At 52.8% G+C, this 26,358-nt stretch carries 28 protein-coding genes; 25 read left to right on the top strand and 3 right to left on the bottom strand.

Features of this window, described 5'->3' with window-relative positions:
- Nucleotides 1-23: 23 nt before the first annotated feature.
- Both tdh and MCJ35_RS32075 read right to left on the bottom strand, forming a co-directional pair.
- Nucleotides 24-1,076 carry an L-threonine 3-dehydrogenase gene (tdh, locus tag MCJ35_RS13030; protein ID WP_008717142.1) on the bottom strand — a complete coding sequence of 351 codons (1,053 nt, stop codon included), beginning with the start codon at nt 1,074-1,076 and terminating at the stop codon, nt 24-26.
- Between the two features lie 205 nt (nt 1,077-1,281).
- Nucleotides 1,282-1,422, bottom strand: coding sequence for a helix-turn-helix transcriptional regulator (locus MCJ35_RS32075; RefSeq protein WP_353656118.1), 141 nt, complete (start codon nt 1,420-1,422; stop codon nt 1,282-1,284).
- Here MCJ35_RS32075 and MCJ35_RS13025 point away from each other — a divergent pair.
- The 4 genes from MCJ35_RS13025 (at nt 1,411) to MCJ35_RS13010 (ending at nt 6,197) form a co-directional block, all read left to right on the top strand.
- Entirely contained in the window at nt 1,411-1,749 is a 339-nt protein-coding gene (locus MCJ35_RS13025; RefSeq protein ID WP_025486843.1) for a hypothetical protein, read from the top strand. The two genes, MCJ35_RS32075 and MCJ35_RS13025, sit on opposite strands and share 12 nt — an antisense overlap.
- Nucleotides 1,750-1,814: 65 nt before the next feature.
- A complete protein-coding gene (locus MCJ35_RS13020) occupies nt 1,815-4,073 on the top strand; it encodes a bifunctional diguanylate cyclase/phosphodiesterase (RefSeq protein WP_025486844.1) in 2,259 nt (752 codons plus the stop codon).
- A gap of 257 nt (nt 4,074-4,330) precedes the next feature.
- Nucleotides 4,331-4,786 (top strand): hypothetical protein, encoded by a 456-nt coding sequence (locus MCJ35_RS13015; RefSeq protein ID WP_240299513.1) that lies wholly within the window; start codon nt 4,331-4,333, stop codon nt 4,784-4,786.
- Nucleotides 4,787-4,901: 115 nt separating this feature from the next.
- Nucleotides 4,902-6,197 (top strand): hypothetical protein, encoded by a 1,296-nt coding sequence (locus MCJ35_RS13010; protein ID WP_240299512.1) that lies wholly within the window; start codon nt 4,902-4,904, stop codon nt 6,195-6,197.
- Between the two features lie 115 nt (nt 6,198-6,312).
- Here the strand turns inward: MCJ35_RS13010 and MCJ35_RS13005 are convergent, their stop codons facing one another.
- On the bottom strand, nt 6,313-7,689 hold the full coding sequence (locus MCJ35_RS13005; RefSeq protein ID WP_025486848.1) for an MATE family efflux transporter: 1,377 nt from the start codon (nt 7,687-7,689) through the stop codon (nt 6,313-6,315).
- Nucleotides 7,690-8,003: 314 nt separating this feature from the next.
- Here MCJ35_RS13005 and MCJ35_RS13000 point away from each other — a divergent pair, with 314 nt between their 5' ends.
- The 21 genes from MCJ35_RS13000 (at nt 8,004) to MCJ35_RS12900 (ending at nt 26,327) form a co-directional block, all read left to right on the top strand.
- The gene (locus tag MCJ35_RS13000) at nt 8,004-8,750 is read left to right on the top strand and encodes an EFR1 family ferrodoxin (RefSeq protein WP_040379576.1); all 747 of its coding nucleotides are present in this window, start codon (nt 8,004-8,006) and stop codon (nt 8,748-8,750) included.
- Nucleotides 8,740-9,579 (top strand): MerR family transcriptional regulator, encoded by an 840-nt coding sequence (locus MCJ35_RS12995; protein ID WP_025486849.1) that lies wholly within the window; start codon nt 8,740-8,742, stop codon nt 9,577-9,579. The genes MCJ35_RS13000 and MCJ35_RS12995 overlap by 11 nt, the downstream gene beginning before the upstream one ends.
- A 286-nt stretch (nt 9,580-9,865) precedes the next feature.
- Nucleotides 9,866-10,702 (top strand): MerR family transcriptional regulator, encoded by an 837-nt coding sequence (locus MCJ35_RS12990; RefSeq protein WP_025486850.1) that lies wholly within the window; start codon nt 9,866-9,868, stop codon nt 10,700-10,702.
- A gap of 463 nt (nt 10,703-11,165) precedes the next feature.
- Complete coding sequence (locus MCJ35_RS12985; RefSeq protein WP_008717118.1) at nt 11,166-11,456, top strand: BMC domain-containing protein; 291 nt, start codon at nt 11,166-11,168, stop codon at nt 11,454-11,456.
- A gap of 22 nt (nt 11,457-11,478) precedes the next feature.
- Complete coding sequence (locus MCJ35_RS12980; protein WP_008717117.1) at nt 11,479-12,498, top strand: DMT family transporter; 1,020 nt, start codon at nt 11,479-11,481, stop codon at nt 12,496-12,498.
- A 4-nt stretch (nt 12,499-12,502) separates the two neighbouring features.
- Nucleotides 12,503-12,790: a hypothetical protein gene (locus MCJ35_RS12975; RefSeq protein WP_025486851.1), complete on the top strand. Its 288-nt coding sequence runs from the start codon at nt 12,503-12,505 to the stop codon at nt 12,788-12,790.
- A 15-nt stretch (nt 12,791-12,805) separates the two neighbouring features.
- A complete protein-coding gene (locus MCJ35_RS12970; RefSeq protein WP_025486852.1) occupies nt 12,806-13,102 on the top strand; it encodes a BMC domain-containing protein in 297 nt (98 codons plus the stop codon).
- Nucleotides 13,103-13,359: 257 nt separating this feature from the next.
- Entirely contained in the window at nt 13,360-13,668 is a 309-nt protein-coding gene (locus tag MCJ35_RS12965; protein ID WP_025486853.1) for a BMC domain-containing protein, read from the top strand.
- A gap of 18 nt (nt 13,669-13,686) precedes the next feature.
- A complete protein-coding gene (locus tag MCJ35_RS12960; RefSeq protein WP_025486854.1) occupies nt 13,687-15,213 on the top strand; it encodes an aldehyde dehydrogenase family protein in 1,527 nt (508 codons plus the stop codon).
- An 88-nt stretch (nt 15,214-15,301) separates the two neighbouring features.
- A complete protein-coding gene (gene cutC / locus MCJ35_RS12955) occupies nt 15,302-17,947 on the top strand; it encodes a choline trimethylamine-lyase (RefSeq protein ID WP_025486855.1) in 2,646 nt (881 codons plus the stop codon).
- 30 nt (nt 17,948-17,977) lie between these two features.
- On the top strand, nt 17,978-18,931 hold the full coding sequence (gene cutD / locus MCJ35_RS12950) for a choline TMA-lyase-activating enzyme (RefSeq protein WP_025486856.1): 954 nt from the start codon (nt 17,978-17,980) through the stop codon (nt 18,929-18,931).
- A gap of 46 nt (nt 18,932-18,977) precedes the next feature.
- On the top strand, nt 18,978-19,331 hold the full coding sequence (locus MCJ35_RS12945) for a BMC domain-containing protein (RefSeq protein ID WP_025486857.1): 354 nt from the start codon (nt 18,978-18,980) through the stop codon (nt 19,329-19,331).
- The gene (locus MCJ35_RS12940; RefSeq protein WP_227795904.1) at nt 19,328-19,957 is read left to right on the top strand and encodes a EutP/PduV family microcompartment system protein; all 630 of its coding nucleotides are present in this window, start codon (nt 19,328-19,330) and stop codon (nt 19,955-19,957) included. The genes MCJ35_RS12945 and MCJ35_RS12940 overlap by 4 nt, the downstream gene beginning before the upstream one ends.
- 26 nt (nt 19,958-19,983) lie before the next feature.
- Nucleotides 19,984-21,126, top strand: coding sequence for a 1-propanol dehydrogenase PduQ (locus tag MCJ35_RS12935; protein WP_025486859.1), 1,143 nt, complete (start codon nt 19,984-19,986; stop codon nt 21,124-21,126).
- Entirely contained in the window at nt 21,123-21,752 is a 630-nt protein-coding gene (locus MCJ35_RS12930) for a hypothetical protein (protein ID WP_025486860.1), read from the top strand. Before MCJ35_RS12935 ends, MCJ35_RS12930 begins: the two co-directional genes overlap by 4 nt.
- Nucleotides 21,734-22,573 (top strand): ethanolamine utilization protein EutJ, encoded by an 840-nt coding sequence (gene eutJ / locus MCJ35_RS12925; protein ID WP_025486861.1) that lies wholly within the window; start codon nt 21,734-21,736, stop codon nt 22,571-22,573. The genes MCJ35_RS12930 and eutJ overlap by 19 nt, the downstream gene beginning before the upstream one ends.
- A gap of 64 nt (nt 22,574-22,637) precedes the next feature.
- The gene (locus MCJ35_RS12920; RefSeq protein WP_025486862.1) at nt 22,638-22,943 is read left to right on the top strand and encodes a BMC domain-containing protein; all 306 of its coding nucleotides are present in this window, start codon (nt 22,638-22,640) and stop codon (nt 22,941-22,943) included.
- Complete coding sequence (locus MCJ35_RS12915; RefSeq protein WP_008717097.1) at nt 22,937-23,212, top strand: EutN/CcmL family microcompartment protein; 276 nt, start codon at nt 22,937-22,939, stop codon at nt 23,210-23,212. The genes MCJ35_RS12920 and MCJ35_RS12915 overlap by 7 nt, the downstream gene beginning before the upstream one ends.
- A gap of 146 nt (nt 23,213-23,358) precedes the next feature.
- Nucleotides 23,359-23,997, top strand: a complete 639-nt coding sequence (locus tag MCJ35_RS12910; RefSeq protein ID WP_025486863.1) for a cupin domain-containing protein — start codon at nt 23,359-23,361, stop codon at nt 23,995-23,997.
- A gap of 54 nt (nt 23,998-24,051) precedes the next feature.
- Nucleotides 24,052-25,674 carry an acetaldehyde dehydrogenase (acetylating) gene (locus tag MCJ35_RS12905; RefSeq protein ID WP_025486864.1) on the top strand — a complete coding sequence of 541 codons (1,623 nt, stop codon included), beginning with the start codon at nt 24,052-24,054 and terminating at the stop codon, nt 25,672-25,674.
- 14 nt (nt 25,675-25,688) lie between these two features.
- Nucleotides 25,689-26,327 (top strand): phosphate propanoyltransferase, encoded by a 639-nt coding sequence (locus MCJ35_RS12900; RefSeq protein WP_025486865.1) that lies wholly within the window; start codon nt 25,689-25,691, stop codon nt 26,325-26,327.
- The last annotated feature ends 31 nt before the right edge of the window (nt 26,328-26,358 follow it).

Below are 26,358 nucleotides of genomic sequence, written 5' to 3'. Positions count from 1 at the left end.
TTTACATCTCCTTTTCAATATGGTTATTCGTTAATGTGGGACCAGTCCAGGACTACTTTGCCGGACTGCCCGGAAATCATGGCTTCAAATCCCTTTTCATAGTCGCGGATATCAAAACGGTGGGTGATGATCTGGGAGATATCCAGGCCTGCCTCTATCATGGTGGTCATCTTATACCAGGTATCCCAAACCTTCCTGCCGTAAATGCCCCGGATATTCAGGCCATTGAAAATCACGGTTTCCAGATTGACAATGGTTTCACGTCCCTGAAGTCCCAGAAGGGCAATGTTGCCGCCGTGTTTCATATTGAGGATCATATCGGAGAGGGCCGCCGGGCTGCCGGACATCTCAAGCCCCACGTCAAAGCCTTCTGTCATCCCGATGGACTTCATTACATCCCTCAGTTTTTCCTGCTTCAGGTTCACGGTCCTGGTGGCTCCCAGCTTCCTTGCCAGGTCCAGGCGGTATTCATTCATATCCGTAACCACCACATGACGGGCGCCGCTGAACTTTGCAATGGCAGCGGCCATGATGCCGATGGGTCCTGCGCCGGCAATCAGCACATCCTCACCCAGCACGTCATAGGAGCGGACCGTATGGGTGGCATTGCCGAATGGATCGAATATTGCATAAAGCTCTTCCGGTATATTCGGGCGGCAGCTCCATACATTGGATGAGGGAATCACCAGGTATTCCGCGAAAGCGCCGTTACGGTTCACGCCGACACCCTTGGCATCCCTGCAGTTTTCCTTGTGTCCTTCCAGGCAGTTCCTGCACTTGCCGCAGGTGATATGGCCTTCCCCGGATACCAGGTCCCCTACGGTGTGTCCGTCCACCCCGGAACCGACTTCCACAATTTCCCCCACATATTCGTGCCCGGCCGTAAGGCCGATTGGAATTGTGTGCTGCGCCCACTCATTCCATTGATAGATATGTACGTCTGTCCCGCAGATAGCTGTTTTGTGAATTTTGATCTTCACATCATTTGGTCCTACTTCCGGAACCGGGACACGCTCCATCCAAAGTCCGGTTTCCGGCTTTTTTTTTGTTAAAGCCCACATGGTATGATCCTGCATGATATAACCCCCTTGCTACATATGCGAGTGTGAAAAAAACAGCTCATTTCCAAGTATCTTATATCTCCATTATAAGGGCAGACAGACCAAATATCAAGAGAAAATATCCGCATCAGACGGACATTTTTAAATAAAATGTATTTGTGCCGTAAACACGAACAGATGTCTCCTGTTGGGAAACATTGCCGCCATTTCCGGGCCGTTTTCATGAAAATGCGGACTTCCTGTACTGCAGGGGCGTTGTCCCCAGTTTCCTTTTAAACAGGCGGCAGCATTCACTGGAGCTTAGGGATACCTCCCTGGCAATCCTGTCAATGGTAAGGGGTTCGCTGCAATGTCCGCTGATGAAGGCCGGTATGGTCTGGACGGAGTCACTGCCATGGATGCGCGCCTGGGCCTGTGTGTCCGTACTATGAGGACAGAAGCGGAGGCAAGGTCATACATTTTGATTCCCACATGGATACGGCGCAGGCCAATGACGGGGATGGGAGGCGCCTCCCTCAATGCGGTTCCCTGCCAGTGTGAAATCTATCTGGACCGCCGCCTGCGTCTGGGAGAGGGCGTTGCACAGGTTAAAGAAGAACTGGATGGCCTGCCAGCCGGTTTTATGGTAATATATACGCCCGTGCCAGGTATCAAAAAACAAATTCCATTTATTATCTGTGATGATTGAATAACTTATAATTATGGTGTATGATAAAAATCAGGATGTTCTTGCGATGCATAGGAGGAAAAACCTTGGCCAGAGAGGAAGTAAAAAAGCAGATCACCATAGCGGTTGCCCTGTTTTCGATTGTCAGCGTCATTCTTGTGATGGCAGGCGGTGTCAGCTATTTCAGTATCAAAGGCACCCAGGAAAAAGAAGCGCAGAAGTATATGAAAGAGATTGTATCCCAGTATAAGAATATCATTACGGAGCAGATTGACGGGGATATCCAGACCTTGGACGCAGTGGCTGCCATTACAGGACAGCATGGTTCCGTGAATCTGGATGTGGTACTGGCTTATCTGGAGGAAGAGGGCACCCGCAGTGACTTTATCCGTATGGGATTTGTTTTTCCTGACTGCAAGGGATATTTTATAGATACGGACGGAACAAGGCACTATGGGGTGGATACCAGCGATGAAGACTTCATTGCCAGGACCTTATCAGGCGAGTCCGTTGTCTCCGGGATCATGAAAGACAAGATGTCGGATAACACGGTTGTCTGTTACGGGGTCCCGGTTACCCATAAGGGGAATGTCATTGGCGCGGTTACGGCTACCCGGACCACATCCAACCTCTCAGATATCATCAGCCAGGAGATTTTTGACGGCATTGCCTATGTACATATCATTGACCAGAAGGGGAATTTCGTCCTGCGTTCCGGCCATGCGGTCATAAATAAACAGATGGGCAACATTTTTGATGACGGGGATTTCACGGATGAGGTCCGTTCCTCCATATTGGCCGACATTGGAACGGGCGGTGATTCGTTTGCTGTCTTCCATTATCAGGGGAAAGCCTACTGGGTAACCTTTATTCCGGTGGGGGTTAATGGATGGCAGATTTTCTGTCTGGTGCCGCAGACGTTCCTGAATCACAATTTTGACAGCGTATTCATTGTGTTTGCCGGTGTGATGGCCTGTATCTTCCTTTTGTTCGCAGTCCTGTTCCTGTATATCTATACCTTATTAAAAAGGGAGCATGAATCCCTCAGGCTCTTTGCATATAAGGACAGCCTGACAGGGGCTGATAACAGGAACCGGTTTGTATCGGAGCTGCCTGTCCTGTTAAAGGAGACAGCGGACCGGGCCATCGTGCTGATGAACATAAGCGGTTTTAAGTTTGTGAATGAATTTTTCGGCTTTGAGAAAGGTAATCTCTTCCTGCTGCATATTGCGAAGGTCTTACGCGCTGATATCAGGGAGGGGGAACGCTATTACAGGGATAATGCCGACCGTTTCGGGATGCTGGTTTATTACCAGGGCAGGGAAGAACTGACGGACAGGATTAAAAAAATACAGAAGGGCATCAATGAATATACCATAAGTCCCAATCAGGACTACCGCATTAACTGTAATTTCGGGGTTTATATCATCCAGGCGCCGGATCCGGACAGACAGGACCCTGCATCGCCGGATACCGTGATTAACGGCGCCCTGCTGGCCCTTAACAGCGTCAATGGCAATACCACCAACCCCATTGCATTTTATGACGGGGCAATGCATGAAAAGGCGCGCAGGAAGATTGAGATTGCCAGCCAGATGCAGGCCGCGCTGGCCAACGGGGAATTCCACATGTATCTCCAGCCGAAGTATTATCTGGAGGATGGTTCCCTTCACAGTGCGGAAGCCCTTGTCCGCTGGTGCTCAAATGGGGAAATCATACATTATCCGGATGAGTTCATCCCCATATTCGAGGAAAACGGATTCATCACTGAACTGGACATGTATATGCTGGAGGAGGCCTGCCGCCGGGTTTCCCATTGGATGAAACAGGGATACAAGGTGCGGCCCATATCCGTGAACCAGTCCAGGATATTTTTCTATGACGAGGAGTACCTTGACAAGTTCCGCCAGATTGTGGACCGGTACAGCATTGACCCGGACATGATCATCCTTGAGGTGACGGAAAGCGTGGCCATGAGCAATCTGGCCCAGGTCAAGATGGTAATCAGTAAACTCCATGACATGGGATTTTCCATATCCATGGATGATTTCGGCAGCGGCTATTCCTCCCTGAACACCCTGAAGGACCTGGATATTGCGGAGCTTAAGCTGGATAAGGAGTTCCTGTCGGAACAGTCCACCTCCTCGCGGGGACAGGTGGTGATTGAAAGCATCATCCATCTTGCCAAGGCGCTTTCCATCACAACGGTTGCGGAAGGGATTGAAAATGAAGTCCAGCTGGAATTCCTGCAATCGGTCAGCTGCGACATAGGACAGGGATATTATTTTGCAAAACCGATGCCGGTGGATGAATTTGAGCGCACGGTACTTAGAAGGATGGAATAGGGGAGGGAGGACGTAAGAATATTTTATCAATTGTTCAGAAAGAAATCATTTTTTCTTAAATATAAATTTCCAACTGTCTGCTATACTGTATAAAACAAAAGAAACGGACTGGTCAATTGATGAAATTCTGGGCTTACTTTTTAATTCCCGTATATACGGTCTTATTTACAAGAGGATACAATTGGTTTACCACCAATTTTTCTGTTATTGGCAACTTCTTTGATAAAAAGCGGTCTTTTTTCCTATGGGGCGTGCTGGTGGGCGGTTTTTTCCATATAGTCCACAGGAAACTTAAATCCCGTCTGCCCCTGCATCCTGCCTGCGGGAGGATGGTCCCGTCTGCCCTGGTGCTGTTGTTCTGCGCCATCACGACGCCTTATCTTCCCGGGGAGCTTCCGCTGAAATCAGTGTTACATATCATATTTGCATTTTTATCCGCAGTACTGGTGCTTTTATACCTGCTTTTGGTCATATGGTCCCAGTACCAGATATATCCCCAGGTCTACCGGGGGTTCCTTTATGGCTGGCTGGCCATTGTGGGCGGGTCCGCGCTTCTTCTGGCAGCAGCCGGGATCATCAGCAGCGCGCTGGAGATATATGTGACACTGACATCGGCGGCCATGGCTGAGCGCCTCATTAGCAGGATAGCCAGACAGGCGGCCTTGGAAGGGAGGGAATCCTCCTGCGCCGGATATGCCAGGCTGGAATCGTAATGATAAGCGGCTGGGAACAGGAAGCTCCCGGCTCTTTTCATGTGGGGAAATCCCCGATATAGCAATGCTTTACAGAGAAATGACCTACAATAACGGACATTGGGAGGAAAAAATCATGAAAATCAGTGTAAGAAAATGCACGGCAGCCCTGTGCCTGATGGCCCTTTGCGCGGCATTGACCGCCTGCGGCCCTGACGGCAAGGCAAAGGAAACAGAGGAATCCCGTACCGGGCAGACAGAAGAAAACAGTGAAATCTGGATAGACGGGAAGCCGGGGAACGGGGAGGAAAACAGCGGGACGCTGAATGGGACTGGTAACAGCAATCTGCAGGACGGGATAGGGAACAGCGGTCTGCAGGACGGGACGGGGAACAATGAGGTACAGGAAAGTGGGGCGGGCGGCGCCCAGGAACAGGACGGCGGGATACAGGCCAGGCTGATAAAGGACCAGACATTCCAGGTCAGCCTGATTCCGCTGGGCGATGTGACCTTTGCTTCCTACGGACCTGATCCAGCTAAAAATCCTATGGGGGATGTGGTGTTCAGGCTGGAGAAGGACGGGCGGGCTGTGGATACCCTGGAGGGCGTATACGGGGACAATGTCCGCGCCAATGAGACCTTCAATCAGGTGGAAGCCGTATCATTTCCAGACTATAACAGCGATGGTTACAGTGATATCATCATCATCTGCAGTTATTCCCCGGCATCCGGCCCTGAGGCGGGGACGGGATACTCGGAGGCAAGGATTTACCGTGGCAGCGCGGACGGTTCCTTTGTCCTTGAGAAGGATCTTTCGGATGTGGCAAACTCAGCGGTTGCGGATAAGACGGTGAAGTCAATCCTGGGATTTTTAGGCGTGGGAAGAGGGGATGCCGTCAGCGCGGGTTCTGAATGGAAACAGGCATACATCGACTATATCATGGAGCTGGATGGGGAACAGTGGCAGGGGTACAATCTGATCTATATTGACAATGACGATATACCGGAGCTGGTGATGATTGGTAACAGCGAGGCGGTCGGCTGCAGCATTGCCGGCTACGCACAGGGACAGGTCCGGGAATCCCGGCTGGACAGGCTTGGCTTTTCTTATATTGAAAGGGAAAACCTGTTGTGTAATTCGGACGGCAATATGGACAGCTACTATGACATTGTATACCGGCTGGAAGACGGACGCCTGGTACAGGCCGCAGCCGGATATTATGGGGCAGGGGATAACTCAAAGGTGCAGTATGATGAGAACCAGAACCCGGTATACCAGTATCAATGGAACGGCGTCGTGATGACGAAGGAGGAATATGACAAGGCCCTGAATGCGGTCTATGATACATCCAGGGCCAGGGGAGGGTATACATGGGGCCAGTGGCTTTCCAGGGAGGAAGCGGTACAGGCCATATCGGCGGCAGGTGTGTGACTGCATCCTGAACGGAATCCGCTATGAGAATCTGCCATAAGGATCTGCCATAAGGATTCACCATGAGAATCCGCCATAAGAATCCGCCATAAGGATCCGCCAAGGGATTCCGCCGTCAGCAGGACTCCTTCTTGCGGAGGCAGGCATGGTCACGGACACCACCCGCCATATTCACTGACCTGTGGTAGACAATGGCTGCTATGACGGCCGTCATGAACTCCGTTATCCAGAACGCATTCCAGACCCCCACAGGTCCCATGATTCTGCATAAGAGGGAGGCTGCCGGGATGATGATGAACAGATACCGGAACAGTGAGATTATGAGGGACTGGGTTCCTTTCCCAAGTCCCTCCAATGCTCCCGAGGATGTGACTGAGACAGCGGATACAATAAACCCGGCGCTGATGATGCGCAGGGCTGTCTGTCCTGCCAGGATTGTTTCCGGGTTATCCGTGAACAGTCCAATCAGCTGTCTGGCCCACGTCAGGCATGCCACGGTCCCAAGAAGCATTATGATACCGCTCATACATAGGGTCATACCGTATATTTTCTTAACCCTTCCGTGTTCCCCCGCGCCAAAATTGTAGCCTATAAGGGGGCGCATTCCCTGGACAATCCCATTGGCAGGAAGATAAAGGAACGTCTGTAATTTATAATAAATCCCTAAAATGACAACATAGCTTTGCGAATACATGGCCAGGATGGCATTGAGGAATGATATTAAAAGGGAGGGAAGGGCCAGGTTTAACATGGCGGGTATCCCGATGGCATAAAGCCGGACATCCACGGATTTGTTAAAAGCCAGATACCTGCGGCTGAAATGCACGGGAATAGGGTGTGCCACGTACATGATCAGGTAGATTCCTAATGTGATGACCTGCCCGATTCCGGTGGCAATGGCAGCGCCTGTAATCCCCATTTCCGGGAAAAAACCAATCCCGAAAATCAGCAGCGGATCTAAGATGATATTGGAAATACATCCGCACAGCATGCTTGCCATGGCAATCTTCATCCTGCCCACGGACTGGAAAATCTTTTCAAAGGAAAGCCCTGCCATGATGATTGGTGAAAACAGGAATGCAATGGAAGAATAACGTACCCCCAGTGCTATGACCGTCCCATCCGATGTGAAGAGCCGCAGGAATGCAGGCATGATGGGAATGCACACAGCCATTGCAAGGATTCCATGTATGACTGAGAATAACAGCCCTTGGGTGGCTGTGAGGCTGGCTTTGCTTTTATTCCCGGCCCCCAGGCTGAATGCAATCAATGCATTGATACCAATGCCGTATCCGATTGAAACAGCGTTAATGAAATTCTGCACCGGAAAAACAAGGGACAATGCAGTCATAGCCTTTTCGCTGATCTGTGCAACGAAAAAGCTGTCAACAATATTATACAGGGAACCCACAAGCATGGAAATGACCATGGGGAATGCCATGGATGTAAGCAGCGGCAGAATGGGCTTTTCCTTCATAAAATCATCGTTCATCATATTACAACCTCCATATTCCGTTCAGCAGTTCCGTTTCCAGATATGAGAAACAAAAAAGCCACACAATTGCCTATAAGACAATTGTGTGGCGAAAAGAGTCAAAACTAGAAAAATCCACACTGAAATTTTTGTAACGCCAGTATAGCATGAAATCCCATGCGCTGTCAAGTTTGCAATAATTCCGTTGTTCCTGTATAATCTTGATAAAACGGATCCTGTAGGTCCAGGGCGTCAACCAGTGTGGGAAAACAGCTGATACGGAAGCTTTGGCAGACACTGCAGCGTATAAATAATAACAGGAGATGAAAAATATGATACTGTATTTCAGCGGAACAGGCAACAGCCGGTATGTGGCAAAGATGATGGGAGAGGAACTGAAGGATGAGGCCGTGTCCATCAATGACCGTCTTAAGACAGGGAACCGTGAGGCGCTGGTGTCCAAGACGCCCTTTGTGGTGGTCAGCCCGGTTTATGCGTGGCGGCTTCCAAGGGTGGTGGAACGGTTTATCCTGGAAACGGCCTTTGAGGGGAATGCGGATATCTATTTTGTGCTGACCTGCGGCGGGGACGTGGGAATGGCCGGGAAGTATGCAAAAAAGCTGTGTGTACGGAAGGGGCTGGCATATCAGGGGCTTATGGGAATCCGGATGCCGGAGAACTATATCACCATGTACCAGGCGCCTGGCAGGGAAGAGATACAGGAAATCATCCGCAGGGCAAAGGAGCCGATCCTCCTTGCCGCCTCCCTGGTGGGCGGGGGCAGGAAGTTCCCGGAGCAGGGACCGACCGTGGCCAATGCCCTTAAAAGCGGTATTGTCAATGACCTGTTCTATCCCCTGTTCGTGACAGCAAAGGGGTATCACACCACATCTGCCTGCATCGGCTGCGGGAAATGTGCATCCCTCTGCCCCCTTAACAATATCAGGATGGAGGGGAAACAGCCGGTCTGGGGCAGCGAATGCACCCAGTGCATGGCCTGCATCTGCGGCTGCCCGGTGACAGCGGTGGAGTACAGGAAGAAAACCCAGGGAAAGGAACGGTATTATCTTGAAGGATAAGGAACTGTATACCATAGGGGAGGTGGGCCGCATCTGCGGCATATCCACAAAAGCCCTGCGCTATTATGATAAAATCGGGATCATTTCCCCGGACCATATCAGCGAGGAGAATGGCTACCGCTATTACAGCAAGAAGACCCTGCTGCTGGTACCGGTGGTGAAATACTATAAGCAGATGGGGTTTAAGCTGGAGGAAATGCAGGAACTGCTGGGCGGGAACACGTATCAGTTCCTGCAGCAGAATTTCCACAGTAAGATCAGTGAACTTAAGGACATGGAGCGGGAAATCCAGGGCAGTTATGTGGCTGTCAGGGACTGGTATGAACTGGTGAAGGAGGCGGAACTGGTAATCCGCCACAATATCCGGGATGTGTCCCTGCGCTACATAACCCCGGTTTCCTGCTGTTATATGGACCAGGAGTTTGACTATCAGTATATGGAGTCTGTCATTAACATCAGCTGGACGAATTATCTGGAACAGGCCGGGCAGCGGATTACGGGACCGGTCATCCTCCAGTTCCCGTCCATGGCAGATAAGATGGCCGGGAACTGTACCAGGGCAAGGATCATGCAGCAGGCGGTCTGGCCGGACCAGGAGGATCCATCCCAGATCCTGTACGGCGGACAGATGGCTGCCTGTACTTACCATGTGGGGGATTATGACAGCATTGGACAGGCCTATGAGCGGATCCTTGGATGGGCAGGGCTTAAGGGCTATACCTGTGCCCAAGGGTGCTGCGAGCGGTATGTGGTTGATTACTGGACCACCCGCAGCCCAAAAGAATTTGTAACGGAAATCATTGTAATGGTTACCCCGCCGCCCGGATGAAAAACCTTCCACTATAGGGGAAGGGGGAAATGGACCAAGACAGGAGCGGATGGAAAAGCAGGGGAGGATTGCCCTGTTTACTGGCCCGGTATTGCGGCCTGGCTGACACAGCGCGGCGCCGGGTGTTCATTTTTGCGCTGATTTTAGGGATTTTGAGCGCCGCGAATGGTTATTGACATTCCACATAACGGGAAGGTTTATACTTATGTGTATAGACATGTTTGAATGACAGGAACAGCCGGGAAGGCTGGTTCCTAAAAACTGACAGGGGGTAACATCGGGGATCATGCAGAAGGAAAAGTTATATTCAATTGGGGAAGTGAGCAGGATATGCAACATTTCAAAAAAGGCGCTTCGTTTTTATGACCAGATCGGAATCATCACGCCGGATGTGATCTGTAAGGAGAACGGTTACCGGTATTATAACAGGGAAACACTGCTGACGGTGCCTATCGTTAAGTATTACAAGCAGATGGGGTTTAAGCTGGAGGAAATGCAGGACCTGGTGGAGGGGAACACCTATTATTTCGTGAAACAGAACTTCATCAGCAAGATTGATGAACTGAGGATCCAGGAGCAGGAAATCCACAACAGCTATATGGCTGTAAAGGACTGGTATGAGCTGATCCAGGAGGCGCAGCTGGTGTCCAGGAGCAATGTGCAGGAAGCAGGGATTAAATACATAAACACGGCTGACTACTGTTATATGGACCAGGATTTTTCCTACCGCTACATGGAATCCATCATCAATATTGACTGGGTGAATTATCTGGAAAGCGTGAACAATGAGATTGCAGGGGAGGTAATCTTAAGGTTCCCCTCCTGGACGGATAAGATGGAAGGGACCAGCACCCGGGCCAGGATCATGCAGAGGCCCGTCCGGCCCTGTATGGCTGGCACCAACAAGACCGTGTTCGGCGGGATCATGGCGGTGACGGTTTATCATCTGGGTGCATTGGAACGGATTGGGGAATCTTATAAGAAGATACGGGACTGGGCAAGGGACAGGGGATATAAGTGCGGCCCTGAGTCTTATGAGCGGTATGTGGTGGACTACTGGACAACCAGGAACCCGGAGGAATTTGTGACCGAGGTGATAGTGCCGGTCATGGACGGGCCCTAAGCCCTTCAAAAGCTTCCCCTTAGGGGAAAGATTTGTAATGGACATAAAGAGGGGAAATGTCGTTTTCCTTTCCATCCTGTAAATGGATGGAGCATAAAACTGTCGTTTTTGGTCTGCAGGTACCTTGGTACCTGCTTCTTTTTTGTCCTGGATTCCGGATATCACCGCCCGAAAATCCATATATTGCAAGGGTTTCCAGAATTGTCCATTTACATTCATCCTTTATTTTTCCTGCTGGTTAAGAAAATCTCAAAAAAACGGTTGACATTCCACCATAGGGCATGGTCTATACTAAATGCATAGAAAAACATGGAGTGCATTTTAAAAGTTAGTAATATTGCTGATTCAGAATGTTTTCTAATTTGTGAAGGCCAGACACAAAACCATTAAAACAAAATCACACATCCTGCTTTTGTGCATATTGACACTGTGCAGTCAGGTGAAAGAAAAGGAGTAATGAACAATGAAATATGATGCATTGGGAATGATTGAGACAAAAGGGCTGGTAGGTTCCATTGAGGCAGCCGACGCAATGGTAAAGGCTGCAAATGTCACGCTGCTTGGCAAGGAAATGATTGGAGGCGGCCTGGTGACAGTCATGGTCAGAGGCGATGTGGGCGCTGTCAAGGCTGCCACGGACGCAGGGGCGGCTGCCGCAGGAAGGGTAGGGGAGCTGGTAAGCGTCCATGTGATCCCGCGTCCCCACAGCGAGGTGGAAACCATACTTCCGGGAACAACCAGAACAGCAGAATAGTGACTAAAAGGAGATTCCATCTATGAACGGAGAAGGTGCAGCAGTAAATTACGGGGCAGCAGTCCCCATGACAGCTGATGACAAAATGAAACAGGTAAACAGGAAATTCCGAGTGACAGGAATAACAACCGGCCTGTTATCCGGCCTGACCTATGGGATTTACACTACCCTGGTGCTGGTGGCGGGATATTACGAGCCTCTTCTAAGCGCGGCCGGGGTGCTGGCGGCCCCCTATGTCTGCTCAGGGCTGAATGACCTGTTCGCAGGTATCTGGCTGACCATATACAATGCAAGATGCGGAAGGCTCAGTGAGCTTTTGCGGAGTTTACATACATTTCCCGGCAAGATGATCGTGCTGGGTTCCCTCCTTGGCGGACCCATTGCCAATGGAGCCTATCTGGTGGGCCTGGCCATGGCAGGCGCCTACGCCATCCCCATATCCGCCACCTGCAGCCTGTTCGGAGCGGTTTTTGCATGGATTTTCTTAAAGCAGAAGCCTACCAGGCGCGTGGTGGCAGGAATGGTAATCTGTGTGGCGGGCGCCATCATAATCAACTGGGTTAAGCCTGAGGGCAGCCCCAATTTCACATTGGGCATTATCTGCGCCCTGATTGCAGCAGTCAGCTGGGGACTGGAAGGAATGCTTTCCAGCTACGGCGGAGCCATGATTGACACGGATGTGGCGGTGAACCTGAGGGAACTGATATCCGGCATCGTGGACCTGGCGGTGATTGTCCCCCTGGTTGGAGGTATGGCGCTTCTGGGCGGAACCTTTGCAGCGGGGCTTCCCCTTATCTGGCTGGCCCTTTCCGGTTTAAGCGCGGCCGTGTCTTTTGTATGCTGGTATAAGAGCAATTCCACGGTGGGCTGCGCCATCGGCATGTCCCTGAATGTAACCTATGCTTTCTGGGGCGTACTGTTCTGTGTCATGTTCCTGGGACAGCAGCTTACAGCCACCATTGTGATCGGTTCCATCGTAATCGTATCCGGGGCAATCCTTGTGACCATGAACCCATTGGATCTGCTTAAGAAGGGAGAATAGGAAAATGTTATTACCGGCAAGGACAGCGGTGTTAAATTATTTATACGGCGTGGAAAGCGCGGACATAAAGGAAATCATGGAGGCATTAAAGCCACGGTACGGCAATGAGCGCCAGTTTACAAAAGCGCGTTTCCTGGACCATGTGATGTCCTTGGAAGCCAATGGGCTGTTGGACCTTAAGAGCTACAAACTGGACGAAGCAGGGGAACTTTCCCTGCGCTATGCCATCAACGGAGACGGGAAATCAACGGTTGAGAAATATGTACCGGAAAAATACCGTATGTGCGGCTGATAGGAGGTACCGTATATGAGATATTATGGCGAGGAGGCCCTTGGGCTGGTGGAGACAGTGGGTCTGGTTCCCGCCCTGGAAGCAGCCGACAAGATGCTCAAGGCAGCGGATGTGGAACTGGTTTCCTATGAAAATGTAGGCTCCACCCTTGTTACCATCATGGTAAAAGGGGATGTGGCGGCGGTCCGTTCCTCTGTTGAAGCAGGCGCGGCAGCGGCAGCTGCCATCGGGAAGCTGACGGTCAAAAATGTAATGCCAAGGCCCATCCGCGGGGTGGGGGATATTGTGTCGGTTCATGATATAGACGCCTGAACCGGCGCGGATGTCCGTGCAGGCATACCTGAAACGGCGCAGCCGTCCAATCCGGCAGGGCGCCCATAATAACTAGTACAGCCTTGCATAAATACCAGTGAATCCAGCACCCGCTATCTACGCCAGGAGCACGCCTGCAAAGCTAGTCGTAGCGCCCACTACGCCGTCGCTTTACAGACGCACTCCTGACGCAGATATCAGGCACTGACTTCACCGTTATTTACGCAATGCTGTACTAGCAGGGAGGAATCAAACATATGGAAAGATATGAAGCCATTGGACTGATAGAGACATTTGGCCTGGTATTTGTTCTGGAAGCAGCGGATGCCATGCTAAAGGCGGCGGATGTGGAGCTGATCGGCTATGAGAACGTGGCCTCGGGATACATATCCGTCCTGGTGCAGGGGGATGTAGGAGCCTGCAGGACCGCTGTTGAGGCAGGGATAAAGGCAGTGGATGCCATGGGAGCCGGGGTTTACAGCTCCGTTGTGATCCCAAGGCCTCATCCCCATCTGGAGAAGATCATGATCCGCTACTCACTGGAGGGTCTTCTGCCTCAGGGGTAATGGAATGGAGGCATTGATATGAAATTTATTGACAAGGACCTGCTTTCTGTCCAGGAAGCCAGAATCCTGATGGAACATGCAGGAGAAGCAAAGAAGGCCCTGGCCCTGTACACCCAGGAAAAGCTGGACCGCTGCCTTTGGGCCATGCTGGAAGCCATCAAAGGCTGTCTTAAGGAACTGGCCGTGGAATCAGCAGAGGAAACAGGATACGGGAACTGGCAGGATAAATACAGGAAGAACTGTCTGGTGTGGAACCAGATGTCACAGAGCCTTAAAGGAATGCGCTGCGTAGGCTTGGTGGAAGAAAATCCCGGCAGTAAGACCGCCAAAATCGGCGTGCCCCTGGGAATCATCGCGGCCCTGGTTCCGGCCACAAGCCCGGTGTCCACCACCTTGTTCCTGGCAGCAATCAGCGTTAAATCCGGCAATGCGGTAGTATTCGCTCCCCATCCAAGGGCGGGACGGACGGTGCAGAAAACCGTGAAGCTGCTGGCAATGGCAGCAGAAGCAGCGGGCCTGCCCCAGGGCGCAGTCTCATGTCTGGGTACGGTGGGCAAGGAAGGGACTGCTGCCCTCATGGGCCATCCCCTGACCTCACTTGTGATTAATACCGGGGTCCCCGGACTCCTTAAGGCTTGCCGGGAAAGCGGGAAACCGTTAATCTGCGGGGGAATCGGCCCAAGCCCTGTATTCATTGAACGGACCGCGGATGTGAAACGGGCCGTGGGATACATTATAGCAAGCCGTTCCTTTGACTGCGGAACCCTGGCGGCAGCGGAGCAGTATGTGGTCGCTGACCGGCAGGCTGCAGCAGAAGCCAAAAGGGAAATGCTCAGCCAGGGCGCATACTTCATGAATGAGGAGGAGGAAGCGCGCCTGATCGGCCTGCTGGGGCCAAAAGGCGGCAGGGAGACGGAATACATGGGAAAGACGGCTGTCTGGCTGGCCCAAAAAGCCGGATTCCCAGTCCCGGAAGATACAAAGGTGCTGGTATCCCAGCAAACGTACATAACTGATTTTAATCCGTATTCCGGCGCGCTGTTATGCCCGGTACTGGTATTCTATATTGAAGATGACTGGATGTATGCCTGTGAAAAGTGCATGGAGCTGCTGGTCAATGAAAGCTGCGGACACACGCTGGTAATCCATTCAGAAAACGAGGATGTGATCCGGCAGTTCATGCTTAAGAAACCAGTGGGAAGGATCCTGGTCAATACCCCGGCTGTCTTTGGCGCCATGGGCGTCACCACGGACCTGTTCCCGTCCATGACCCTTGGCGGCCTGACCGCAGGACTGGGCATTACCAGCGACAACGTATCGCCCATGAACCTGGTGTATATGAGAAATGCTGCCTGGGGCGTAAGGGAGATACCGGGACCGGAAGCCTTTGACGATGGCGGTACAGGCCGGGGGCAGGATGTGAGGGCCGGTGCGGATATGCCTGCGGACCAAAATGCAGCAGCAGTCAGGGATGAAAACCGGAAAGAGGATACGTTGGATGTGGCAGGACTGCTGAGGGCAGTGCTGCGGCAGCTTGAGGATTGAATATAGCAGCCGATAGCATAAAGTGCTGATAATATGCTGAAACAATTCCCATAAGGAAAATAAATAAGCTGAAAGCGAGGGGAATATATTGGATATTCGTGAATTTTCAAATAAATTGGCGGAAGCCGCAAAGGGCATGTCTCCGGAAGAGAAAGCCTCACTGATGAAAATGTTCGAAACCGTGGCCGATGAGATTACGAAAGTTGGGAGCGGCCAGGGAAATGGGGCTGTGCAGTGCGGTGGATCCGTGCAGGAAAGCAAGGCTGTGCAGTGCGGTGGATCCGTGCAGGAAAGCAGGGCTGTGCAGGGAACCGGATCCGTACAGGAAAGCGGGGCCGCACAGGGAACCTCCATACCGGACGGCATCACCGCCCGTCTCCAGGCCCTGAAGGAGAACTATCTGACCCATAAGCCGACCATAACCACGCACCGTGCGCGGGCCATCACCAAGATTGCCAGGGAGAATCCTGGAATGCCAAAAATCATGCTGCGGGCCAAATGCTTCCGCTACTGCTGTGAGACAGCGCCATTGGTCATCCAGGACAATGAGCTGATTGTTGGCGCTCCCTGCGGCGCACCCAGGGCAGGTGCATTTTCACCGGATATTGCATGGAGATGGATGGAGGATGAGATTGACACCATCGGAACAAGACCTCAGGACCCATTCTATATTTCCGAAGAAGATAAGAAAATCATGAGGGAGGAGCTGTTCCCGTTCTGGAAGGGCAAATCCGTGGATGAGTACTGCGAGGACCAGTACCGCGAGGCAGGGGTCTGGGAACTGTCCGGCGAATCCTTTGTGTCTGACTGTTCCTACCATGCACTGAACGGGGGCGGTGATTCCAATCCTGGGTACGATGTGATTCTGATGAAAAAAGGAATGCTGGACATCCAGAAGGAAGCCATGGACCATCTGGAGCAGCTGGATTATGAGAACCCGGATGATATTGAGAAGATTTATTTCTACAAATCCATCATCGATACCACGGAAGGCGTGATGATTTACGCCAGGAGGATGTCAGGATATGCAAAGGAACTGGCTGAAAAGGAAACCAGTCCCAAACGCAAGGCAGAGCTTCTCAGGATTTCCGAGGTCAATGCGCGGGTGCCGGCCCATAAACCAGAGACATTCTGGGAGGCCATCCAGGCTGTGTGGACCATTGAATCCCTTCTGGTGGTGGAAGAGAACCAGACCGGCATGTCCATCGGCCGTGTGGACCAGTACATGTATCCCTTCTATAAGGCGGACATTGAAAGCGGACGTATGAATGACTTCCAGGCATTCGAACTGGCAGGATGCATGCTGATCAAGATGTCCGAGATGATGTGGATTACAAGCGAAGGCGGTTCCAAGTTCTTTGCGGGCTACCAGCCATTCGTGAACATGTGTGTGGGCGGCGTGACCAGGGAGGGACGCGATGCCACCAATGAACTGACCTACCTTTTGATGGATGCCGTGCGCCATGTGAAGATTTACCAGCCGTCCCTGGCCTGCCGCATCCACAACAAGTCGCCGAAAAAGTATCTGAAGAAAATCGTGGATGTGGTGCGCTCCGGCATGGGCTTTCCAGCCTGCCATTTTGATGACGCGCACATAAAGATGATGCTGGCAAAGGGCGTGTCCATTGAGGACGCAAGGGATTACTGCCTTATGGGATGCGTGGAACCGCAGAAATCCGGCCGTCTGTACCAGTGGACCTCCACCGCCTATACCCAGTGGCCTATCTGCATCGAGCTGGTGTTAAACCACGGAGTCCCTCTGTGGTACGGCAAGCAGGTGTGCCCGGACATGGGGGACCTGAGCCGGTTCCGGACATATGAGGAATTCGAGGCAGCGGTAAAGGAGGAAATCAGGTTCATTACAAAGTGGACCGATGTGGCCACGGTGATTTCACAGCGCGTCCACCGCGACCTGGCGCCAAAGCCCCTGATGTCCATCATGTACGAGGGCTGTATGGAGAAGGCAAAGGATGTTTCCGCAGGAGGCGCCATGTATAACTTTGGACCGGGCGTTGTCTGGTCCGGGCTGGCTACTTATACGGATTCCATGGCAGCCATAAAGAAACTGGTATTTGATGATAGGAAATACACCCTGGAGCAGATAAATGAAGCCCTGAAAGCGGACTTTAAGGGGTATGGGCAGATCCGTACCGACTGCTTAAATGCGCCGAAGTACGGAAATGATGACGATTACGCGGATCTGATTGCCGCCGACCTTGTGAATTTCACGGAGCGGGAACACAGGAAATACAAGACCCTGTATTCGGTCCTGAGCCACGGGACCCTGTCCATTTCCAATAATACGCCCTTTGGACAGATGACAGGGGCTTCTGCCAATGGCCGCCATGCGTGGCTGCCGCTCAGCGATGGGATCAGCCCGACCCAGGGCGCTGACTACAAGGGGCCGACCGCCATCATCAAGTCCGTGTCCAAGATGTCCAATGACAGTATGAACATCGGAATGGTACATAACTTTAAAATCATGGCAGGGCTTCTGGATACGCCCCAGGGCGAGGAGAGCCTGATTACGCTGCTGCGCACGGCCTGCATGCTGGGCAACGGCGAGATGCAGTTTAACTACCTGGACAACAACACGCTGATTGAGGCGCAGAAGCATCCGGAACAGTACCGTGACCTGATTGTGCGCGTGGCTGGTTACAGCGCCTTTTTCGTGGAACTGTGCAGGGATGTGCAGGATGAAATCATAAGCAGGACCATGCTGACCCAGTTATAGAAGCAGGCAGGAATGAATGGAGATGGAAGAATGGAACATGCAAATACGGCCGGAATCGAGAGGAAGGCGCTGATTTTCAATGTGCAGAAATACAACATGTATGACGGACCCGGAATCCGCACCATTGTTTTCTTTAAAGGCTGTCCCCTGCGCTGCAGGTGGTGCTCCAACCCGGAAGGGATGGAGCGCAGGATACAGGTCATGTTTAAGAAAAACTCCTGTACGGACTGCGGCGCATGCGTAAATGCCTGCCCGGTGGGAATCCATGTATTGTCAAAAGAAACAGGAAAGCATATGATACGGCGCGACATTGACTGTACAGGCTGCCGCAAATGCAAGGCCAGCTGCCCCCAGTCAGCCATCGAGATAACCGGGGAGATGAAAACCATCTCTGAGCTGCTGAAGCTGGTGGAAGAGGACGCTGCCTTTTATGAGACATCCGGGGGCGGTGTGACCCTGGGGGGCGGAGAGTGCACCTCCCAGCCGGAAGCAGCCAAAAGCCTTCTGATGGCGTGCAAGGAGGAGGGCATCAACACTGCCATTGAAACCTGCGGGCATCTGAAAACGGAAAAGCTGCTTCAGATAGCTGAGTATGTGGACCTGTTCCTGTATGACATGAAACACATGGACCCGGTCCGGCACAATGAACTGACCGGGATCAGCAATGAGCTTATCCTCCATAACTTAAATGAACTCCTGCGTCGCAGAATCAATGTTAAGGTCCGTATGCCCATGTTAAAGGGAATCAATGACAGCAGGGAGGAGATTGACCAGATCATAAAATTCCTTCTTCCCTACCGTGAAAACAGGAACTTCAAAGGGATTGACCTGCTGCCGTACCATAAGATGGGTGTAAATAAATACAACCAGCTGGATAAGCCCTATCCCATTGAGGGCGATCCGAGCCTTAGCAGTGAGGACCTGGACCGGATTGAAGGATGGATAAAAGCCTATGATTTCCCTGTGAACGTGGTGAGGCATTAATAAGGGAAGACCATATGGACAAACGCCAGAGAGAGGAGTTTTAAGCATGTGCCTGACAGAAGGTAAAGAGGTCAGACGGGTAATTGAGGAATCCGTGCCGGGTAAGCAGGTAACCATTGCCCATGTGATAGCATCCCCGGTGCCGGAGGTCTATGAATGCCTTGGCATCGATGACATGGGGGCCATTGGGATTCTTACGCTGAGTCCCTTTGAGACGGCTGTCATTGCGGCGGACATTGCGGCCAAGGCATCGGATGTGCAGATTGGATTCCTGGACCGCTTCACTGGTTCGGTTGTGATTGCCGGGGATGTGGAGAGCGTGGGGACTGCCCTGAAGGCGGTGAACGACACGCTGAAGCGGCTGCTGGGATTCACTGTGGCGGAGATTACAAGGACGTGAGAAGAAAACGGATCATGATAATCGGGGCAGGACGCAGCGGGAAAAGCCTGCTGGGAAGGCGGCTGGAACAGGCGGGAAGGCAGCTGGAACAGGCGGAAAGGTGGCTGGAACAGGCGGGAACCACGGCGGACAGCAAAAACCGGAAGGAGACGGTGGGCGGGGAAAACGGGCTGGAGACAACTGCGGGCAGCCAAACCAGGCCGGGGACAGCAATAGACCCCTGGTCCCGCCGGACTCCTGTCCTTGTGTACAGGGGAACTATAATTGAAGCGCCGGGCGCTTATCTGGAAAGTCCATGGATGCGCCACCATCTGATAGCAGCGGCCCAGGATGCATCCTGTGTCCTGATGCTGGTGGATCTTATGGGGAACAGGGAGATTTACCCGCCGGGATTTGCCATGGCATTCCGTGTGCCGGTGCTTGGGATTGTGACAAAATGTGACCTGATACAGGCGGGACGCAGAGGGCCTGAGCCCTGCTTTTGGCAGCTTGCAAGGGCAGGGATAAAGAAACCATATCTGATGACCAGTGCAAAGGACGGAGATGGGCTTAAAGCCCTGTGCCGTGAAATCAGGGCCTGCTGCAGAACGCCGGAATGGGATGGGAATAAAATGTGGTTGAAATAAAAAATGACAGAAAGGAGGGACAGGACATGGAACAGTTTATCATGAAAACAAAGATATATATGGGAGAAGCCTGCCTTTTACAGTTAAACAGCCTGGGAATCAGGAGGGCCTATATTATATGCGACCCGTTTATGGAGAAATCAGGAAAGGCTTCAGAGATAGAAGGACTTCTAGAGGAAACAGGGGCGCAGAGCCGGATATTTGCCAAGGTTGTGCCGGACCCCACCATTGAGGCGGTGACACAGGGAATTGAAGGGATGGAAGACTTTGCCCCGGATACCGTGATTGCACTGGGAGGCGGTTCCGCCATGGACACGGCCAAGGCGGTCTGCCACCTTTATGCGGCAATGAAACAGGAACAGAGGCCCCGCCTTGTGGCAGTGCCCACCACAAGCGGGACCGGAAGTGAGGTGACATCCTTTGCAGTCATCTCAGACCCAGAGGCCCAGGCCAAGTACCCGCTAAAAGACCCTGTCATGGTGCCGGATGTGGCTTTTTTAGACCCGGTACTGACAGCCACGGTGCCTTCCGGGATTACAGCGGACACGGGGATGGATGTGCTGACCCATGGGCTGGAAGCCTATGTTTCCACTCAGTCAGGGGATTTTACGGATGCCTGTGCTGAGAAGGCGGTCCGTATGGTATGGAAGTATCTGGAGCAGGCGGTTGCCGACGGAAGCAATATGGACGCAAGGACCCATATGCACAATGCATCCTGCCTGGCCGGCGTTGCATTTAACGGCGCTTCCCTGGGAATCTGCCACAGCCTGGCGCACGCCCTGGGGGCCCGCTTCCATATTCCTCATGGCAGAAGCAATGCCATCCTGTTGCCGCATGTGATTACATATAATGCAGGCCTGGAGGAAGCCGGTGAGACAGAAGCGCTTTCCCGTTATGTGGAGATTGCCAATCTGTTAGGCATCTCAGCCGGAACCGGGAAAGCCACGGTCCACGGACTGATCCGGCAGATCCGCAACCTTATGAAGCGCATTGGGATACCGGAGCAGGTTACGGAGCTTGGTATTGACAGGGAAGAGTTTTTGCAGTCGGTTAAAAGCATGGCCGCAAAAGCCCTGGAGGACGGCTGTACGGCTGCCAACCCAAGAAAGCCTGCTTTAAAAGATCTGGAAGATATATATGGAAGGCTGTGCAAAGGGGGCCTGGGATGAGGTTCATAACAGAGGATGACCTGCGTGCTGTCTATAAGAAGCACCCGTTCCCATCCTATGAGACAAAAGCAGGAGAGCGGCTGACACCAGGGGGAAGGCAGTTTTTAAATGACCGCGGTGTCAAAATCAAGGATTCCGTGGAGACAGCCGAACCCATGGATGGAACAACACATCAGGCACAGGATAAGGCATCCCCAATCCACGGTGCCTCATATCCGCTGGAAGAGGCCATTATCCGCTCTGTCCGGGCCAGGTTCCTGGAGGCCGGGGCCAGCCTGCTGGATATGGATGTGCTGGCGGCCCGGGAAATATTCGAGCTGGAGCGGAGTCTGGCCGGAATCACACAGGAAATGCCGGATTCAGGGCCGCCATGGGCCAGCTGTACAGGAATCACACAGGAAAACAGGGACAGCCAGCTAGAAGACTGCTTTGAAGTCACCGGATTCCATGTCCAATCCCCCAGAGGACGTGAGATTGCCCTCCTTCACTGCCTGAGGTGTGAGCTGCGTATCCTGTCATGCACACTTCCTGAAGATAAGAAGGGAACCGTTAACCGTATCATCAACCGGCTGTCACAGATAATCTGCCAGGCATTTGGAGGAAAGACGTGTCAAAAGAAGAATTAACATTTAAGGCCTGCGACCGTATGGTCAGGGAGTTTGAAGCCGTGATGGCAAAACCTGTCCGGGAACCGTCGGCAGTTTACTATACCGGCGTTGACCTTGGGACCGCCTGCGTGGTGCTGGCTGTCCTGGATGAACACCTGCGCCCGGTGGCCGGAACCTTCCGCTATGCGGATGTGGTGCGGGACGGCATGGTGGTGGATTACATCGGCGCCATCCGCATTGTCAGGGAAATGAAGGAGGAGCTGGAGGAAAAGCTGGGGACCGGACTGTTTTATGCGGCGGCCGCCATTCCGCCGGGCACGGACGCCCTGGACTCCGGGGCCATTAAAAATGTGGTGCAGGGAGCCGGATTTGAAATCACGGCCCTGCCCGATGAGCCTACTGCGGCCAATGCGGTTTTAAAGATACGCAATGGGGCTGTGGTTGACATCGGAGGAGGCACCACGGGAATCTCTGTACTGAAGGATGGAAAGGTGGTCTATGTGGCGGATGAACCTACCGGAGGGACCCATTTTTCCCTGGTGATATCCGGCGCCTATAAGATGTCCTTTGCTGATGCGGAATGCTACAAACGGGATAAAAAGAACCACAAGGAGCTGTTACCGGTGCTAAAGCCGGTGATTGAAAAGGTTTCATCCATTATCAGCCGCCACATTGAGGGCAGGGAAGTGGATGGGATTTACCTGGTAGGGGGCACCTGCTGTCTGACAGGGATTGAAGGAATCATTGAAAAGAAAACCGGGATTCCTACCTATAAGCCGGGCAACCCCATGTTTGTGACGCCTCTTGGAATCGCAATGAACTGCCGGGCAGCCTGGTAAGGGGACGGGAAGGTAACATGCCGCAGGCATGGTAAGAAAGATATAAGAAAGGATGAAGGTGTCTATGGAATACCGAATCATTAAATCGCCCACCCAGGGCACCATCGACATACTGTGCCGCAGGAAAGGGTCAGGGCCGTCAAAGCCCATAGGGCAGGCGGACGCCATCGGCCTCATACAGGGCCGGATGATTGAAATGGTATGCGCCGCCGATGTGGCGGAAAAGGCAGTGGGGGTCACGGTGGAAGATATACGTGGCAGCTGTCCCCAGAACATGATACTGCTGGCCATTTTCGGCGATACGGCCTCGGTGGAGGCGGCGATGGATGCAATCCGGAAAAAGGAAACGGAGGCAGGGGAAGGATGGTAACCGCAAGACTCATTGACAACATATGGGCCACCAGGAAGGCAGAGACATTAAATGGCTGTAAGCTGATGCTGGCTCAGATAATCGGCGGCGCCAGGGCAGGGGAACAGATGGTGGTGGTTGATACCATCAGCGCGGGCATCGGTGACCGGGTCATCATTACCACTGGTTCCTCCGCCCGCCGGATGCTTAAGGATGACGGGATTCCGGTAGACGCGGTTGTGGTTGGGATCATAGACGAGGACTGCACCTTCGGTCAGGAGACGGTTTAAGTGACAGGCAGGAAGGCAGACCGTGGGAAAAGCAGTGGGAAGGGCAGTGGGAAAAGCAGTGGAAAGGGCAGTGGGAAGAGCAGTGGGAAGGGCAGTGGGAAAGGCAGTGGGAAGAGCAATGAGAAGAGCAGAGAGGAAGTGAGGGTATGAAACAGCTGGTTTGCGCAAAAGACGTGGAAACCCTGAAGGGGGAAGGGAAGACAGAACTGTGCATTGACCAGGACGCCATTGTCACCCCTTCGGCAAGGGATGCGGCTGACTCCCTTGGGGTGACATTTACATATAAAAAGGAATGCGGCGATGACAATGCACCTTCGGGCGGCCAGGACATGGATGCCAATCAGATTTACATGGTGCTGAAAGCCCTGTTGGATAAGGGGCTTCTGGATAAGAGGCTGCTGGACGGGTTTTTAAAACCCTATGATGCGCAGAGCCATCCAAACGGTCTTAAGGTGGTGAGGGGGGATTCGGTGAAAATGGATGTGTTCGACACTGGGAATCCCAAGGCCACAGCGTACTATCAGGAGCTTATAAGCAAGGAGGAATCCCATATCAGCGCAGGTTTCCTTGTGATTGACCACTCGGATTTTGAATGGGAACTGACCTACGAGGAAATTGATTATGTCATCGAGGGCACGCTGAACGTGACCATTGACGGGACCACATACACTGCCCATGAAGGCGATGTCCTGTTTGTCCCATCCGGTTCAAAGGTCATCTGGGGGTCGCCGGATAAGGCCAGGATATTCTACGCCACGTATCCGGCCAACTGGGCGGACCTGTGATAGGGAACTTCAATCATATAAAGCAGTTAAATAGCAAAGAGAGGTAATTTTCACATGGAAAATTTCGATTACGACCTGCGCTCCATACAGGAAGCCAGGGACCTGGCCCGCAGGGGGGAAGCGGCAGCAAAGAAGATGGCTGGATATACCAGTGAGCAGATAGACAGGATTTTACAGAACATGGTCAGGACCGCAGAGGAGCACGCGGCATGTCTGGCCCGGATGGCGGTGGAGGAGACAGGATTCGGCAAGGAGCTTGATAAAACCTACAAGAACCACGCCGCATCCACCCTTCTCTACCAGGATATCAAGGACATGAAGACCGTTGGGATCATCAGCGAGGACACGGTCAGGGGTACCATGGACGTTGCGGAGCCGGTTGGACTGATCATGGGTATTGTCCCATCCACCAACCCCACCTCCACCGCCATATACAAGTCCATGATTGCCATTAAATCAGGCAATGCAATTGTATTCTCACCCCATCCTTCCGCAGCAAAATGCACCCTGAAGGCAGCACAGCTGATGTGCCAGGCAGCCGTGGAAGCAGGGGCGCCCGCGGATGTGATTGGATGTATTTCCATGCCGACCATGGGTGCAACCAATGAACTGATGCATTGCAGGGAAGTGTCCGTCATCATTGCCACCGGAGGTCCGGGCATGGTAAAAGCGGCATACAGCGCGGGAAAGCCCGCCATCGGGGTAGGGGCCGGCAATTCCCCTGCTTACATCGAGAGGACCGCGGATGTCAGCCATGCGGTGAGGACCATCATGGCCAGCAAGACCTTTGACAACGGGACCATCTGCGCCTCCGAACAGTCCATAATCTGCGAGGAATGCAACCATGATGAGGTGGTGGCGGAGTTAAAGGCCCAGGGCGGGTATTTCATGACAAAGGAAGAGACCGAAAAGGTATGCGGCCTGCTGTTTAAGAACGGCCATGCCATGAACGCCAGGTTCGTGGGCCGCTCCCCCCAGGCAATTGCAAAGGGCGCAGGCATCACAATCCCGGAAGGCACAAGGGTCCTGATCGGTGAGCAGGAAGGCGTGGGCGAGGGATACCCCCTGTCTTATGAAAAGCTGACCACCGTGCTGGGATTCTATACGGTGAAGGATTGGAAGGAAGCCTGCCAGCTGAGCATTGACCTTCTCCAGAACGGTATCGGCCACACCATGAGCCTGCATACCCAGGACCGGGAAATGGTACTTAAATTCGCTGCCAAGCCGGCATCCAGGATCCTTGTCAACACCGGAGGCAGCCAGGGCGGCACAGGAATCAGCACAGGCCTTAACGTTGCATTTACCCTGGGCTGCGGAACCTGCGGGGGAAGCTCTGTTTCGGAAAATGTCAGCCCCTTGCAGCTGATTAATATCAAGAAGGTGGCCTATGGGCTGAAAGACTGTACCACGCTGATGGAAGATGACAAAACCTTTCACCCGGGAATGGCTGTGACGGATCAGCCGGCCGGCAGCATCCCTGCCCAGGCAGCGTCTGCCTGCGGGCCATGCCGCGGTAATCTCAGCCCGGCGGCAATCGTGGCTGCCTATGATGCAAGGAATACGGACAGGGCCGCGGATACCACTGAAGCTGCCAAGGCCGTTCCAGGTGAAAATGAAAAGCTGGCAGCCCTTGTGCGCCAGCTGATCACCACCATGAAGGACCAGAAGGATGCGTAGGAAAGGGGAGAGTCATGGACCAGTATGAGGCAATCATAAAACTTCTTATGGAAGCAGCCAGGAAAAGCATTCCGGATGCCCGGGATAATACAATCCCGGTAGGCGTTTCCAACCGTCACGTGCACCTGTCCCAGGGGGATCTGGAAGCCCTGTTCGGACCCGGATATGAATTGTCAAGGATGAAGGATTTATCCCAGCCCGGACAATACGCCTGCAAGGAAACAGTAACCATCTGCGGGCCAAAGGGGGCCATTGAAAAGGTCCGGATCCTTGGCCCGGTCCGCAGCAGGACACAGGTGGAAATCCTGGCAGGAGACAGCTTTAAGCTGGGGATAAAATCAACTGCCAGGCTGTCCGGGGACCTGGATGGTACCCCGGGAATCACCATCATTGGGCCGAAAGGGTCGGTACAGATAAAAGAGGGGCTGATGGTGGCGCAGCGCCATATCCACATGCTTCCGGAGGATGCGGCCAGGATGGGTGTCCGTGACGGACAGGTGGTAAGCCTGGAAGTGGATGGAATCCGGGGCGGCATCTTAAGGAACACCATTGTGCGCGTAACCGGCCAGTCCGGCCTGGAATGCCACATTGACACGGAGGAAGCCAATGCCCTGGGCTTAAGCTCCTCATCCAGGGTAAAGATAGTTCAATAAAATAACAATAAAAACAGAAATGTCAGGAGGA

Origin of the sequence: Enterocloster sp. OA13, from assembly GCF_022440595.1 — a bacterium.
GTDB lineage: Bacteria > Bacillota > Clostridia > Lachnospirales > Lachnospiraceae > Enterocloster > Enterocloster hominis.
The sequence above is the reverse complement of the archived record's forward strand: the minus strand, read 5'-3'. Positions and strand labels throughout refer to the sequence as shown.

Excerpts from the sequence above, each read along its gene's own strand:
- tdh (WP_008717142.1), bottom strand. The coding sequence starts at position 1,076 with ATGCAGGATCATACCATGTGGGCTTTAACAAAAAAAAAGCCGGAAACC.
- MCJ35_RS13025 (WP_025486843.1), top strand. The coding sequence starts at position 1,411 with ATGTCCGCTGATGAAGGCCGGTATGGTCTGGACGGAGTCACTGCCATG.
- MCJ35_RS13010 (WP_240299512.1), top strand. The coding sequence starts at position 4,902 with ATGAAAATCAGTGTAAGAAAATGCACGGCAGCCCTGTGCCTGATGGCC.
- MCJ35_RS13005 (WP_025486848.1), bottom strand. The coding sequence starts at position 7,689 with ATGAACGATGATTTTATGAAGGAAAAGCCCATTCTGCCGCTGCTTACA.
- MCJ35_RS13000 (WP_040379576.1), top strand. The coding sequence starts at position 8,004 with ATGATACTGTATTTCAGCGGAACAGGCAACAGCCGGTATGTGGCAAAG.
- MCJ35_RS12990 (WP_025486850.1), top strand. The coding sequence starts at position 9,866 with ATGCAGAAGGAAAAGTTATATTCAATTGGGGAAGTGAGCAGGATATGC.
- MCJ35_RS12985 (WP_008717118.1), top strand. The coding sequence starts at position 11,166 with ATGAAATATGATGCATTGGGAATGATTGAGACAAAAGGGCTGGTAGGT.
- MCJ35_RS12980 (WP_008717117.1), top strand. The coding sequence starts at position 11,479 with ATGAACGGAGAAGGTGCAGCAGTAAATTACGGGGCAGCAGTCCCCATG.
- MCJ35_RS12975 (WP_025486851.1), top strand. The coding sequence starts at position 12,503 with ATGTTATTACCGGCAAGGACAGCGGTGTTAAATTATTTATACGGCGTG.
- MCJ35_RS12970 (WP_025486852.1), top strand. The coding sequence starts at position 12,806 with ATGAGATATTATGGCGAGGAGGCCCTTGGGCTGGTGGAGACAGTGGGT.
- MCJ35_RS12965 (WP_025486853.1), top strand. The coding sequence starts at position 13,360 with ATGGAAAGATATGAAGCCATTGGACTGATAGAGACATTTGGCCTGGTA.
- MCJ35_RS12960 (WP_025486854.1), top strand. The coding sequence starts at position 13,687 with ATGAAATTTATTGACAAGGACCTGCTTTCTGTCCAGGAAGCCAGAATC.
- cutD (WP_025486856.1), top strand. The coding sequence starts at position 17,978 with ATGGAACATGCAAATACGGCCGGAATCGAGAGGAAGGCGCTGATTTTC.
- MCJ35_RS12945 (WP_025486857.1), top strand. The coding sequence starts at position 18,978 with ATGTGCCTGACAGAAGGTAAAGAGGTCAGACGGGTAATTGAGGAATCC.
- MCJ35_RS12935 (WP_025486859.1), top strand. The coding sequence starts at position 19,984 with ATGGAACAGTTTATCATGAAAACAAAGATATATATGGGAGAAGCCTGC.
- MCJ35_RS12930 (WP_025486860.1), top strand. The coding sequence starts at position 21,123 with ATGAGGTTCATAACAGAGGATGACCTGCGTGCTGTCTATAAGAAGCAC.
- MCJ35_RS12920 (WP_025486862.1), top strand. The coding sequence starts at position 22,638 with ATGGAATACCGAATCATTAAATCGCCCACCCAGGGCACCATCGACATA.
- MCJ35_RS12915 (WP_008717097.1), top strand. The coding sequence starts at position 22,937 with ATGGTAACCGCAAGACTCATTGACAACATATGGGCCACCAGGAAGGCA.
- MCJ35_RS12910 (WP_025486863.1), top strand. The coding sequence starts at position 23,359 with ATGAAACAGCTGGTTTGCGCAAAAGACGTGGAAACCCTGAAGGGGGAA.
- MCJ35_RS12905 (WP_025486864.1), top strand. The coding sequence starts at position 24,052 with ATGGAAAATTTCGATTACGACCTGCGCTCCATACAGGAAGCCAGGGAC.
- MCJ35_RS12900 (WP_025486865.1), top strand. The coding sequence starts at position 25,689 with ATGGACCAGTATGAGGCAATCATAAAACTTCTTATGGAAGCAGCCAGG.